Source organism: Comamonas fluminis (assembly GCF_019186805.1).
Taxonomy (GTDB): domain Bacteria; phylum Pseudomonadota; class Gammaproteobacteria; order Burkholderiales; family Burkholderiaceae_C; genus Comamonas; species Comamonas fluminis.
This window is the reverse complement of record NZ_CP066783.1, coordinates 3,798,339-3,811,426: the sequence shown is the minus strand read 5'-3', so window position 1 is coordinate 3,811,426 and position 13,088 is coordinate 3,798,339. Positions and strand designations below refer to the sequence as shown.

General features: G+C 62.1%; 10 protein-coding genes. 3 read left to right on the top strand and 7 right to left on the bottom strand.

Going from position 1 to position 13,088, the window contains the following annotated elements; all coding sequences use genetic code 11:
• Positions 1 to 84: 84 nt before the first annotated feature.
• From JDW18_RS17555 to JDW18_RS17525, 7 genes are all read right to left on the bottom strand, one after another.
• The gene (locus JDW18_RS17555; RefSeq protein ID WP_218240759.1) at positions 85 to 1,362 is read right to left on the bottom strand and encodes an NAD(P)/FAD-dependent oxidoreductase; all 1,278 of its coding nucleotides are present in this window, start codon (positions 1,360 to 1,362) and stop codon (positions 85 to 87) included.
• Positions 1,363 to 1,716: a c-type cytochrome gene (locus tag JDW18_RS17550; RefSeq protein WP_218240757.1), complete on the bottom strand. Its 354-nt coding sequence runs from the start codon at positions 1,714 to 1,716 to the stop codon at positions 1,363 to 1,365.
• 329 nt (positions 1,717 to 2,045) lie between these two features.
• Positions 2,046 to 2,345 (bottom strand): hypothetical protein, encoded by a 300-nt coding sequence (locus JDW18_RS17545; protein WP_246610041.1) that lies wholly within the window; start codon positions 2,343 to 2,345, stop codon positions 2,046 to 2,048.
• Positions 2,346 to 2,494: 149 nt separating this feature from the next.
• The gene (metG, locus tag JDW18_RS17540; RefSeq protein ID WP_218240755.1) at positions 2,495 to 4,642 is read right to left on the bottom strand and encodes a methionine--tRNA ligase; all 2,148 of its coding nucleotides are present in this window, start codon (positions 4,640 to 4,642) and stop codon (positions 2,495 to 2,497) included.
• A gap of 238 nt (positions 4,643 to 4,880) precedes the next feature.
• Positions 4,881 to 6,644, bottom strand: coding sequence for a diguanylate cyclase domain-containing protein (locus JDW18_RS17535; protein WP_246610039.1), 1,764 nt, complete (start codon positions 6,642 to 6,644; stop codon positions 4,881 to 4,883).
• Positions 6,645 to 6,693: 49 nt separating this feature from the next.
• Positions 6,694 to 7,965 (bottom strand): patatin-like phospholipase family protein, encoded by a 1,272-nt coding sequence (locus tag JDW18_RS17530; protein WP_218240753.1) that lies wholly within the window; start codon positions 7,963 to 7,965, stop codon positions 6,694 to 6,696.
• Between the two features lie 91 nt (positions 7,966 to 8,056).
• Entirely contained in the window at positions 8,057 to 8,626 is a 570-nt protein-coding gene (locus JDW18_RS17525) for a restriction endonuclease (protein WP_218240750.1), read from the bottom strand.
• A gap of 125 nt (positions 8,627 to 8,751) precedes the next feature.
• Here JDW18_RS17525 and apbC point away from each other — a divergent pair, with 125 nt between their 5' ends.
• The 3 genes from apbC (at position 8,752) to JDW18_RS17510 (ending at position 13,079) form a co-directional block, all read left to right on the top strand.
• Positions 8,752 to 9,843, top strand: coding sequence for an iron-sulfur cluster carrier protein ApbC (gene apbC, locus JDW18_RS17520; RefSeq protein WP_218240748.1), 1,092 nt, complete (start codon positions 8,752 to 8,754; stop codon positions 9,841 to 9,843).
• Positions 9,843 to 10,817, top strand: coding sequence for a LysR family transcriptional regulator (locus JDW18_RS17515; RefSeq protein WP_218240747.1), 975 nt, complete (start codon positions 9,843 to 9,845; stop codon positions 10,815 to 10,817). Before apbC ends, JDW18_RS17515 begins: the two co-directional genes overlap by 1 nt.
• A gap of 114 nt (positions 10,818 to 10,931) precedes the next feature.
• Positions 10,932 to 13,079: a formate dehydrogenase subunit gamma gene (locus JDW18_RS17510; RefSeq protein WP_218240745.1), complete on the top strand. Its 2,148-nt coding sequence runs from the start codon at positions 10,932 to 10,934 to the stop codon at positions 13,077 to 13,079.
• The last annotated feature ends 9 nt before the right edge of the window (positions 13,080 to 13,088 follow it).

Below are 13,088 nucleotides of genomic sequence, written 5' to 3'. Positions count from 1 at the left end.
CAGCAAAGCCAGCGTCCCCCTCCCGAAGTGCAAAGCACTTCGAGAGAGGGGGAAGGTGCGTCAGCGCCTCAGGGGGAGCCTAAGTCACCCACCCCAGATGTCGGCACTGATCGCCTTGTACCAGGCGCTGCCATAGTCAGCTTCGGCTTTACGGAAAGCGGCATTGCCATCGAGCGGGCTGACGCCGCCGGAGTTGGCCACCTCAATCAGCTTGCCTTCCTGGGCCTTGTACACACCGGCCACCGAGATGCCGTAGTCGTTGCCGATCAGGCTGTAGCAGGTGTTGGCGTAGGCGGCTGTGGGCAGCGGCTGGCCGGTCAGCTCCGCCGCAATGGCGGCGGCTGCCACCTTGCCTTGCGTATTGGCGGCAAAGCCCGACTTGGGCATGGGCGCGGCAATGGTGGCATCGCCCAGCACATACACGTGCTTGACGCGGGTGGATTCAAAGCTCTCGGGCTTGACGGGCACCCAGCCGCTGGCATCGGTCACGCCAGCGCGGTCGGCGATATAGCCGGCCTTCTGGGGCGGAATGACGTTCAGCACATCGGCCTTGTGTTTGGTGCCGAACGCGGTTTCCACTTCCAGGTTTTTGGCATCCACACGGGTGACTTTGCCGTCGTCCGACTGCTTGACCCATTCGATCATGTCGCCGTACAGCGCCTTCCAGCCCTGAATGAACAGGCCTTGCTTGGAGAAAGCGTCCTTGTCGTCCAGCAGCAAAATCTTGCTCTTGGGTTTGTGTGCTTTGAGGTAGTGGGCCACCATGGCTGCGCGCTCGTAGGGGCCGGGCGGGCAGCGGAAGGGGTTGGCGGGAATCACCATCACAAACTTGCCGCCGTCGGGCATGGCTTCCAGTTGCTTCTTCAAAAGCTGGGTCTGGGGGCCAGCCTTCCAGGCGTGGGGCGCCAGTTGCGATGCGGCTTCGTCATAGCCTTCCAGTGCATTCCAGCGCATGTCGATACCGGGCGACAGCACCAGCTTGTCATAGCTCAGCGCCTGGCCGTTGGATAGCAGCACGCGGCGGCTATCGGTCAGCACATTGTCGGCACGGGCGTGCACTACGTTCACGCCCGCTTTGCGCAGGCCGTCGTAGTTGTGGCCAATGCTTTCCCAGCTGCGCAGACCCGCCAGGTACAGATTGGAGAAGGGGCAGGTGTAGAAGCGCTCGGCAGGCTCCACCAGCGTGACCTGGATATGCGGCGCAAACTGGCGCAGATAGCGCGCGGCAGTGGCACCACCAAAGCCGCCGCCGATCACCACCACATGGGCGGATGCGGCCTGGGCGCGGACGATGGAAGGCAGAGCCAGGCTGGCCGCACCAGCGGCTGCACCGCTCAGAATTTGACGACGATTGATCTGCATTTAGCGGCCCTTCTTGCTGAACCACTGGGCCAGCGCTTTGAGTTGTTCATCGTCGTAGCCCTTGGCCAGACGGGTCATCACGGTGGCATCTTTCGCCGTGCCAGCCTTGAAGGCCTGCAGGCGCTGCAGCAGATGGGCCTCGGGCAGGCCACGCAGCGTGGGAATACCGCCGGTCGATCGGCCATCCGGCCCGTGGCAGTTGGCGCAGCTGGCGGCAAGCACAGCCACATCCTGCACACGCAGGCTGGAGTCAGCGCTGGAATCCGTGCGGGCTTGTGCTGACAAAGATGCTGCCGTGGCAAAAGCCAGGCAAAGCAGAGCGCGCGCAGTGCTGCGCGAAGGTGTTGATTGCATGGGGCCTCCCTTGGTCCCATGCGTTGTTGCATGGGATTGCTAAAAGCTCGTTGCCGGGCTGGGGACCTTTGTTGTGTTGGGGTGAATGCAGTGCATTCTTTGTGGTCGCAGCATTGCTGGCGAGAGCGGCTAGAGCAGATTCTAGAAAGCACTGGACGCTGGAAATGCCAATAGCCCGCAAGTGTTACAAGAAGCGTTTTGGTTATTTAGTTATGCACGCAACTTGTGCTTGGCTTGCCATTGATAGCCCAAGCTGGAACAAAAAATAAGCGCATGAACTATCAAAAAGATAGCTGCATGCGCTTTATGGATGAGTGCTATGGCCTAATTTATTGAATATCAGGCTGCAGATGGGCAGGCGGAGCGACCGGGGTGGTCATGGCCTCTGAGGACGCCATTGGCGCAGGGGAAGGCCCTGCCGCACCGGGTTCGCGGTAGCGAATATTGATGCCGCTGTTGTCAGGTTTGGGGTCGTCCATCAGTGCATCAGCGGCTTTGCCAACACCCTTGCCCACGATTTTTGCCGTGCCAATGGCGGCGTCAGCAGCCAGACCCACCGCCCCAGCCGTCACGCTGACGGCGGTGCTGGTGACGGCCACAACGGCGCAGCCTGACAGTGACAGACACAAAAAAGCTCCTGTCAGCCATAGCCCGCAGAAGCGTGATGGAGCACACCCCAGAGAGGAGGCACCGAGCAAGAGCCGCCTCGCGGCGAAGGTGTCGTCCCCCTCCTGCGAAGCGAGAGAGGGGGATGGCGCGCAGCGCCTCAGGGGGAGCATTAATGGATTCTCATGCCGGGGGTGGCGCCAGGGAAGGGCTCCAGCACATAAATGCCGGGGTTGGCCTTCTCGTCGGCGTGGCTGGCGGCCAGCACCATGCCCTCAGACAGGCCGAACTTCATCTTGCGCGGGGCCAGGTTGGCCACCATCACCGTCAGCTTGCCTTGCAGTTGTTCAGGCTGGTACATGCTGCTGATGCCGCTGAACACATTACGGGTCTTGGGCTGGCCGGCTTCATCTTTTTCGCCCACGTCCAGGGTCAGCTGCAGCAGCTTGGTCGAGCCTTCCACGGCCTTGCATTCCAGAATTTTGGCAATGCGCAGATCGATCTTGACGAAGTCGTCAATGCCAATGGTCTCGGCCAGCGGCTCGCCACCAGGGGCGTTGGGGTCAATCACGGGTTCGGTCTTCTTGGCTGCTTTTTTCTCGGCCTTGGCGGGCTCTGCAGCGGGCGCTGCCTGACCGGCGGGGGCTTCAAACAGCGATTCCAGTTGCTTGGGGTCCACGCGCTGCATCAGGTGCTTGTATTCGCCAATCTGCCAGCCGTCGCCCAGGGGCTTGACCACGTCTTCAAAGCTCTCGGGCGGCACGATCAGGAAGTTGGCCACTTCGGCGGCCACGCCGGGCAGGATGGGCTTCAAGTAAATGGTCAGGATGCGGAAGGCTTCGATGCAGGTCGTGCACACGTCGTGCAGGCGCTGCTCCATGCCTTCCTTCTTGGCCAGTTCCCAGGGCTTGTTGGCGTCCACATAGCTGTTGACCTTGTCGCACAGCGCCATGATTTCGCGGGCAGCGCGGGCCGTGTCGCGGCCTTCGTAGGCGGCCACGATGGCGGCCTGCTGCTCGCGCAGTGCAGCCAGCAGGGTCTGGCCGTCTTCGCTCACCACACCCAGCTTGCCTTCAAAGCGCTTGCTGATGAAACCTGCGGCACGCGAAGCGATGTTCACGTACTTGCCGATCAGGTCGGAGTTGACGCGCAGCATGAAGTCTTCGGGGTTGAAGTCGATGTCTTCGTTCTTGCCGTTGAGCTTGGCGCCCAGGTAGTAGCGCAGCCACTCGGGGTTCATCTTGAGGGCCAGATACTTGAGCGGGTCCAGGCCCGTGCCGCGGCTCTTGCTCATCTTTTCGCCGTTGTTGACGGTCATGAAACCGTGCACGCAGATCCTGGTGGGCGTCTTGCGGCCGCTGAACTTGAGCATCGCAGGCCAGAACAGCGTGTGGAAGGTGATGATGTCCTTGCCGATGAAGTGGTACTGCTCCAGATCGGGGTCGGCCATATAGGCGTCGTAATCTTCGCCGCGTTGGTTGAGCAGGTTCTTGAGCGAAGCCAGATAGCCCACGGGCGCGTCCAGCCAGACGTAGAAGTACTTGCCCGGCGCATCGGGAATCTCGATGCCGAAGTAGGGCGCATCGCGGCTGATGTCCCAGTCGTCCAGACCTTCGCTGGTCGAGCCGTCGGGGTTGGTGCGCACGCCAAACCATTCCTTGATCTTGGCGGCCACTTCGGGCTGCACATGCTTGCCGTCTTGTGTCCACTCGGTCAGGAACTCGACAGCGCGTGGGTCAGACAGCTTGAAGAAGAAGTGCTCGGACGTCTTCATCACCGGCTTGGCACCGGACAGGGCCGAGAACGGGTTAATCAGCTCGGTGGGCGCGTACACGGCGCCGCAGACTTCGCAGTTGTCGCCGTACTGGTCCTTGGCGTGGCAGCGCGGGCATTCGCCCTTGATGAAACGGTCGGGCAGGAACATGTTCTTCTCGGGGTCGAAGAACTGCTCGATGGTGCGGGTCTCAATGAATCCGGCCTTTTTCAGGTCCAGATAAATCTGCTTGGACAGCTCGTGGTTTTCCGGGCTGTCGGTGTTGCTCCAGTTGTCGAAGGCGATGTGAAAGCCGTCGAGGTACTGCTTGCGGCCAGCGGCAATGTCGGCCACAAACTGCTGGGGCGTTTTGCCAGCTTTTTCGGCGGCAATCATGATGGGGGCGCCGTGGGCGTCATCGGCGCCCACGAAGTTGACGGCATTGCCCTGCATTCGTTGCGCACGCACCCAGGTGTCGGCCTGGATGTATTCCATGATGTGGCCGATGTGGAAGTTACCGTTGGCATACGGCAGGGCGGTGGTGACGAATAATTTGCGTGCAGTCATGAGTAAACAGCTTTCACAGGGAACCTGCCATTTTAGAAGGGCTTGGCGTCAGCCTGCGGCAGTGGGGTTTGCGCCGCAATTTCTGGCAGTGGCTTTGATGGCTATGGATGCTATGAATTAAATAGCTGGCTGCGCATGATGCTCAATGATTTCATATCAAAAATTCCATGAAATCCATCCATTCAATGCGCATGCAGCTTCTCTATTTGTAGCGTTTGTTGATGCACGGGCCTGGGCCTCAGCGGGTGGAGGGCTCCTTGTGGCTGTACATATCCTGGTCTGCCATTTTCAGCAGGCTCTGGCCATCTTGCGCATCGCGTGGGTAAAGAGCCTGACCTACCGATGCACCAACGGTGACGATTTCGCCCTCGGGAATGCCTTGCAAAGAGGTCAGCGGCTGCTGCAGGGCGTAGTCAATCTTCAGGCGCACGGCCTGCACCTGCGCTTCATCGGCCACGCCGCGCAGGATGATGACAAATTCGTCGCCACCCAGGCGGGCCACCACATCGTCGGGGCGCAGCAGGTTGCGCAGGCGCAGCGCAACTTCGGCCAGCGCCAGGTCGCCGTTGTCATGGCCCCAGCGGTCATTCAGGGGCTTGAAACGGTTCAAGTCCACAAACAGCAGGGCAAACGGGGTCGTGGTGTCCCGTGTCATCGTGGCCAGAATATGCTGCAGCGCGCTGCGGTTGCTGGCGCCGGTCAGCGGGTCGGTAAACAGGCTGTGGCGCATGCGGTGAAAGTTGTGGGCCAGCTCGTCAATCTCGTCGCGGCGCTGCACTTCGATAGGGGTGTCGATTTCACCCTGACCGACGCGGCGCACGGCGCGGGTCAGCGATCGCATATCGTTGGCCACGGCGCCGAAGATACTTGTGCCGATCAGCACTGCCACGACCAGGGCCAGCAGGCCCAGCCCGCCCACCAGCAGCATATGGCGATAGACGCCGGCCAGCATGTCCTTGTGCGGCACGGCGACCACGGCCATCCACTGCAGGCCCGCACTGTCCACCACGCGGCGGTAGGCGATGCGAATCTGGTTGCCCTGGGCATCTTCCAGCAGGGCGGTGCGCGGTGCATCGCTGGGCACGGAGGAGTGAAAGACGCCCTGAATTTCTGCATAAACGGCTTGAATCAGCGGGTCGGCGCTGGTGGCGGCGGTCATGCGTTCCATCTTGCCGTCTGCCAGCGTGCGGATATTGGGCAAGCCAGTGGCGGCAACCAGCGATCCGTCGGCTTCGATGATGAAAGCGCGGCTATGGGTGCTGAGGGGCATTCGGGCCACAAAATCGTTCAGGGCCTTGAGGGAGACATCGGTGGCCACCACGCCCGCGAACTCTCCGGTGGGCGAGAGTACGCGGCGTGCGCGGGTGAGCACCAGGTCTGCGGCGTTGAAGTCGATATAGACCGGCGTCCATACCGAGTTTTCGGCCTGCCTAGCTTGTTGAAACCACGGGCGCTGGCGCGGGTCGAACAGGTTTTTCTCGGTGAATTCCAGCTCTGGCCTGGCTTGTATGCCTGTCAGCTTGTAGTAGCTGCGCCGGTCGTCGGCATGGGTTTTCAGGCGCAGCTCGGCGCGTTGCGGCTCCAGGCGCTTGAGCCCTATGCCTTGCCCGGCCACATTGCCGTAATAGACGTAGTCATTGGGCTGGGTGTGCAGCGATGTGGCCATCCACAGCCTGGCAGTTAGCTGGGGCAGATGGGCCTGAATATCGCTGTCCACGGGCATGCCGGTGGGGAAAGCTGCCTCCAGCACGGCGCTGGAGCTTTCAATATGCCGCTCCACCATCTGCGCAATGCGCTGCGCCTTTTCTTCCATGACCTGCTCGGACAGGGAGGAGACTGTCTTGCTGCCCGTCCAGTACCAGAGCATGCCCAGCGCCGAGGTCAGCAAGGCAATGAGGGCTACAAAGGGAAGAATGAGAGAGAGCTTGAGCGAGCTCGAGCCTCGGGCAGTGGCAGGCGCAGGTGTCACGGTGGTCGAGGGCAGAGGGTTGAATTGAAACAAAGTGTCTCATGTCTCGGCCTTCCACTCCATACCCCATTTGCGCCTTGTTCTAAACCGGCCAGCCCAGAAAGCGGCACAGCTCGTCCCTGCGGGCCAGTGCATCTTTGCGGCCCAGGGCCATCAGCTCGCGGGTGTAGCTTTGCTCGAACAGCAGATAGCTGGCCAGCGCGCCATCGCCCTGGGCCTTGCCCTGGTTCATGCGCACGCCCAGCGTGCCCAGCAGCACGCGCACCGAGCGCGGCAGCTGGTCGAGGTGGCGGGTGGCGATGTCGTCAATGCGCTCCGACGGGGTGATGGTCAGCAGCTCCAGCGGACGCAGATGGCTGCGCAGCCGCTCGGCAGGTGAGATCAGCGACAGCGTGTGGTTGATGCGCTCGGCGCGTTCTATGTCCACCGCCAGCGTGTCCAGAAAGATGCTGGATAGGGCGTGGCCCGCCACCTGGGCCAGAGAGGGGTAGCTGGCGTCCGGCAGGGGCTGGCTGGGCGGTGGCTCATGGCGCCTGCCTGCACCCACTACCAGCAGTTTGCTGGCCCCCAGATGAATGGGCGGGGCCAGCGGGGCGGTCTGGCGCATGGAGCCGTCACCGAAGTATTCGATATGCCCATCCATGGGCAGCGGCGTGGCAGGAAAGATAAAGGGCAGGGCTGATGAGGCCAGCAGATGCTCATGCGTCAGCGTGGTTTGCACGGCCCTGCGCTGGTCGCGTACCCAGGGGCTGAGGGTTTCGTGGTTCTGAAAGAAAGTGATGTGCTGGCCGCTGCTGTAGCTGGACGCAGTGATGGCCAGCGCCTGCAGGTGGCCACGTTTGATGAGGTCGGGAATGCGCTCGAACGGCATCAGCTCGCCATTCAACAGCGCGGCCAGCGGACTGTTGTCCAGCAGCGAGCGGGGGCGCATGCGGCTCCAGCGGGCCATGGCCCAGCCCAGCGAGAGCAGCGTGACCCAGCGCGTGCCGCTGCGCAGCATGCTCAGTGAGTCGGCCTTGTAAATTTGCTCGGTGCGCATATTGCGCCAGACATGGGCCATGCGGTGAACCGCGTGGTCAAAATCATCGCAATGGCAGGCAAGTGCTGCAGCATTGATAGCACCTGCCGAAGTGCCCGTAAGGATAGGGAAGGGGTTTGGCGCTGATTGAAGGCCGCAGCTGCGGCGAATCTCGGCAATCGCCTCCAGCACGCCAATCTGGTAGGCCGCCCTGGCGCCGCCGCCGCTGAGCAGCAGCCCGGTCTGTGCAATGCTGGATGCCGGCCCCACGATATCGCGCTGGGCCATATCCGTGAGGCTGGGGGGAAGGGTGGGGGAAAATTGCTCGGCCGCCATGGCTGCCTAGTGTGCCGTATCAGCAGGTTATTGCTGTGGCACTGCGCATGGCAGCCGTCTGGCAACTGTTAGGCAGCTGTTTGGCAGCCTCTCAGGCTTGTTTGGCGGCCTTGCTCAGCAGCAGGGCAATGCCTTTGGCGTCCAGCACGATGATCTCGTTTTGCCGGGCCCAGGCGGCGGTGGATTCGCTCAGGGGCTGCATGGCCACGTAAATGGCCTGATCGGCCTGCTGCTTGGCGCGGGCGGCCAGCAACTCACGCAGCGGTTCCTGGCCATGGGCGGCGGCCTTCCAGCGGCGGGCGCTGACGATGCAGCTTTGGCCGTTGCGCGCCAGCTTCAGATCGGCGCCATTCTGGTTCAGGCGCTGCACCTCGTAGCCTTCGGCCTGCCAGGCGGCTTGCAGCTGAGCGCTGAAATCTGTCCAGCTTTGCTGGCTGGCCTGCTCCTGCAGCGCCTGCAGTTTGGCAGGGCTTGGGGCGCGCATCTGCCTGTAGAAAGCCATGCAGCCCACAATGAAGAAGGGGAATGCGCCCAGAGCGGCAAAGGGTGAAATGTCCTTGGGGAATACGGCCAGCGATATGGCCACCACGGCGGCACAGATCGCAAAGCTGATCCACCAGCGCGAGCGCATCAGGATTGCGAACAGGGAGTTTTCTGCCATCTTGAATTTCACGGGCTGTCTCTCAAAAATCTCGAAATAAGGGCCGCATTGTCACCTGTGCACAGGGGTTGGACGGCTTCGATAGACTATCCGCCATCGAAGAAACCTCTGGAAAACTGAATCCAATGGCTGTTACAGAACAAGCGCTGCTGAACGCGCTGTCCGGCGTGCTGGACCCCCACACTGGCAAGGACTTTGTGAGCACTCGCGCTCTGCGCAATCTGCAGATCACGGGTGATGACGTCTCGTTTGACGTGGAAATGGGCTACCCCGCTCAAAGCCTGATCCCGGCCCTGCGCAGCCAGTTCATTGCTGCCGCCAAGAGCGTGGCAGGTGTGAGCAATGTCTCGGTCAACATCACCACCAAGGTGGCCTCGCATGCGGTGCAGCGCGGCGTGCAGCTGCTGCCCGGCGTGAAGAACATCATCGCCATCTCGTCCGGCAAGGGCGGCGTGGGCAAGAGCACAACCACCGCCAATCTGGCGCTGGCGCTGGCTGCCGAAGGTGCCCGCGTCGGCATTCTGGACGCCGATATCTACGGCCCCAGCCAGCCCATGATGATGGGTGTTTCGGGCAAGCCCGAAAGCCACGACGGCAAGACCATGGAGCCGCTGGAAAACTATGGCGTGCAAGTTATGTCCATTGGCCTGCTGGTCAACAACGACCAGGCCATGATCTGGCGCGGCCCCATGGCCACGCAGGCGCTGGAGCAGATGCTGCGCCAGACCAACTGGAAGGATCTGGACTATCTGTTTGTCGATATGCCCCCCGGAACCGGTGACATTCAGCTGACTCTGGCCCAGCGCGTGCCCATGACGGGTGCCGTGGTGGTGACCACGCCGCAGGACATCGCTCTGATCGACGCCAAAAAGGGCATTCAGATGTTCGAAAAGGTGGGCGTGCCCATCCTGGGTCTGGTCGAAAACATGGCCGCCCATGTCTGCACCAACTGCGGCCATGTGGAACATATCTTTGGCGCCGATGGCGGCAAGAAGATGGCGGGCGAGCAAAACATCGACTATCTGGGTGCACTGCCCCTGTCGCTGCAGATTCGTCTGCAGGCCGACAGCGGCAAGCCCACTGTGGTGGCCGAGCCTGAGAGCGAAGCCGCGCAGGTCTACAAAAAGGTGGCACGCGACCTGGCCGTGAAGGTGGCCCTCAAGGCCAAGGACTTCTCCAGCAAGTTCCCCACGATTACGGTGAGCAGCAATACCTGATGAACCTGCTGTCCTCCATGCGTTATCTGGTGGCGCTCAATGAGCACCGCCATTTCGCACGGGCGGCGCAGGCCTGCCATATCACGCAGCCTGCACTGTCCAATGCGATCAAGGCGCTGGAGGATGAGTTCGGTGCGGTCATCGTGCGCCGTGGCCGCGTGTTTGAAGGTCTGACACCCGAGGGCGAGCAGGTGCTGGCCACGGCACTGTCCATGCTCAAGGCTGAAGAAGCGCTGCGCCAGGACCTGAGCGTGGGCGCAGGCAAACTCACCGGCAAGCTGCGCATGGCCGCCGTACCCACGGCCATGCCCATGCTCACAAGGTTTGCTGCGCTGCTGCGGGCGCGGCATCCGGGTATCACGCCCATGGTGCTGTCCATGAGTTCGCTGGAGATTGAAAGCGGGCTGGAAGATCTCTCGCTGGATCTGGCGCTGGGTTACGGCGACCGCATGGCCCTGACGGCGCGCACATGTCGCACGGAACGTGCTGAACACATGACCCCGGCCCGTGCCACGCGTGTCATGGTCTGGCCCCAGTATCAGGAGCATTACTTTTTGCTCAGCCCGGCGGGAACCTCTGCCAGCCATAAACCCGTGACCTGGGCGCAGGCGGCCAGGCTGCCGCTGTGTTTGCTGACCCCCGATATGCATAACCGCCAGATTGTGGACGAGAGCTTTGCGGCGGCTGGTTGCGCGGTAACGGCGGCCATGGAGACCAATTCGGTCCTCAGTCTGATGCAGGCGGTGAGTGATGGAGGCTTGCACAGCGTGCTGCCGGGGGCGCTGGTTGCGACCTTGTCAGAGTCTGCCCGCTTGTCTGTGCGGCCGCTGCGTTCACCGCAGGCCCAGACCTCCATTGCCTTTATGGCGCCGCCTCAGGAGGCGGGCACGCGGGCGCAGCAGGCGGCCATAGAACTGATGCAGTCTGATGAATGGCGCGATCAATGCACGCGCTTTGCCGGGGCCGTGCGTTGATTTTTAAATTGAATCAGCACATTGATGGAAAGAATTTGACCCGGTAAGCGCTGAGGGCTGAAATGCGGCATGAGACAAAGGGCGTTCCTGCGCCCGAATAAGAAAAGGCCGCCCATGCCCCACGCCCCATCTGCACAGAGCCGCGAAGCGGCGCTGCCCTTACTCACTGCTGCCCAGACGGATGCGCTCAAGCATTGTCTGGAGCGCTTCGCCCTTGAACCCGGCGGCCTGCTGCCGTTATTGCATGACTTGCAGCACGCGCTGGGCTTTATCCCGCGTGCGGCGGTGCCTGTGATTGCGCAGGCGCTGAACCTCTCGCGTGCGGAGGTGCATGGCGTCATCAGCCATTACCCCCATTTTCGTGAGCAGCCGATTGGCCAGACCCTGATTCAGATCTGCCGCGCCGAGTCCTGCCAGTCGCGTGGCAGCGAGGCGTTGCTGGCCCATGCCGAAGTGGCACTGGGCTGCAAATCTCATCAAACCACGGCAGATGGCTGCGTGACGCTGGAGCCGGTTTACTGTCTGGGCCTGTGTGCCCAGTCCCCCGCAGTCATGGTGAACGAGCGCGAAGTTCATGCGCAGATGACACCATCCAAGCTGGATGTGTTGCTGAAAAATGTGCAATCAAATCAGTCTGGAGTTAAGGTAAATAAAGCGCTTTCAGCTACTGAAATGAAAGCGAATGCAGCGGTGCGCATCTATGTTCCGCGTGATGCCGCGGCGCTGGCAGTGGGCGCGGATGCGGTGGCAACAGCGTTGCAGGCGGAGGCGGCGGCGCGGGGCTTGAAGATCGAGCTCGTGCGCAATGGCTCGCGTGGCCTGCTGTGGCTGGAAACGCTGGTGGAGGTGGATACAGCACAGGGGCGTGTGGCCTATGGCCCGGTCAATGCTGCAGACGTTGCTGGCCTGCTGGATGCGGGGCTGCTTCAAGGCCTGCCCCATGCGCTGTGTCATGGGCTGACGGAGCAGATTCCTTATTTGGCCAAGCAAGAGCGCCTGACCTTTGCGCGGGTGGGCGTGATTGACCCACTGAGCTTGCAGGACTACGAAGCCCATGGCGGCTGGCAAGGCTTGAAGGTCGCCGCTGCCCTGGCGCCTGAGGTTGTGGTGCAGCAGGTGCTGGACTCTGGCCTGCGCGGGCGCGGTGGTGCCGCTTTCCCTGCAGGCATCAAATGGAAGACCGTGGCTGCTGCGAAAGGTACGGGACCGTGCCCGCAAAAATACATTGCCTGCAACGCCGATGAAGGTGATTCGGGCACGTTTGCCGACCGCCTGCTGATGGAGGGCGACCCGTACTGCCTGATCGAAGGCATGGCCATTGCCGCGCTGGCTGTGGGTGCCACGCAGGGCTATATCTATGTGCGCAGCGAGTATCCGCACGCCATTGCCACGCTGAACGAGGCCATTGCCCGCGCCAGTGCTGCGGGCTGGCTGGGGGCCAATGTGGCGGGGTCGGGCAAGCCCTTCCACCTGCAGGTGCGCAAGGGCGCGGGCAGCTATGTCTGCGGTGAAGAAACGGCCATGCTGGAGAGCATCGAAGGCAAGCGCGGCATTGTGCGCGCCAAGCCGCCGCTGCCAGCGATTGAAGGCCTGTTTGGCAAGCCCACGGTGATCAACAACGTCATCACGCTGGCCACGGTGCCCATCATCATGGCCAGGGGCGCTGCTTTCTATCAGGGCTTTGGCATGGGCCGCTCACGGGGCACTTTGCCGTTCCAGATCGCAGGCAACATCGCCCGCGGTGGCCTGGTCGAAAAAGCCTTCGGCCTGACGCTGCGTGAGCTGGTCGAGGACTTTGGCGGCGGCACCATCACCGGGCGCCCGGTCAAGGCGATTCAGGTCGGTGGCCCGCTGGGCAGCTATGTGGCACCTGCTGACTGGGATGATCCGCTGGACTATGAAACCTATGCAACCAAAGGCAATGTGGTCGGCCACGGCGGGCTGGTGGTGCATGACGACAGCGCCGATATGGCGCAGCTGGCGCGCTACGCCATGGAGTTCTGCGCCATCGAATCCTGCGGCAAGTGCACGCCTTGCCGCATAGGCTCCACGCGCGGCGTGGAAGTCATTGACCGCATCACCCACAACACAGGCGCGGCCCATGCCGCCAATGTGGCCTTGCTGGAGAGCCTGTGCGACACCATGCAGCATGGCAGCCTGTGCGCCATGGGCGGCATGACGCCATATCCCGTGCGCTCGGCGCTGCAGCACTATCCGGCTGATTTTGGTATTGAGCCTGTGCAGGCTGTGAACCCCGTCTGAGGAGAGAGC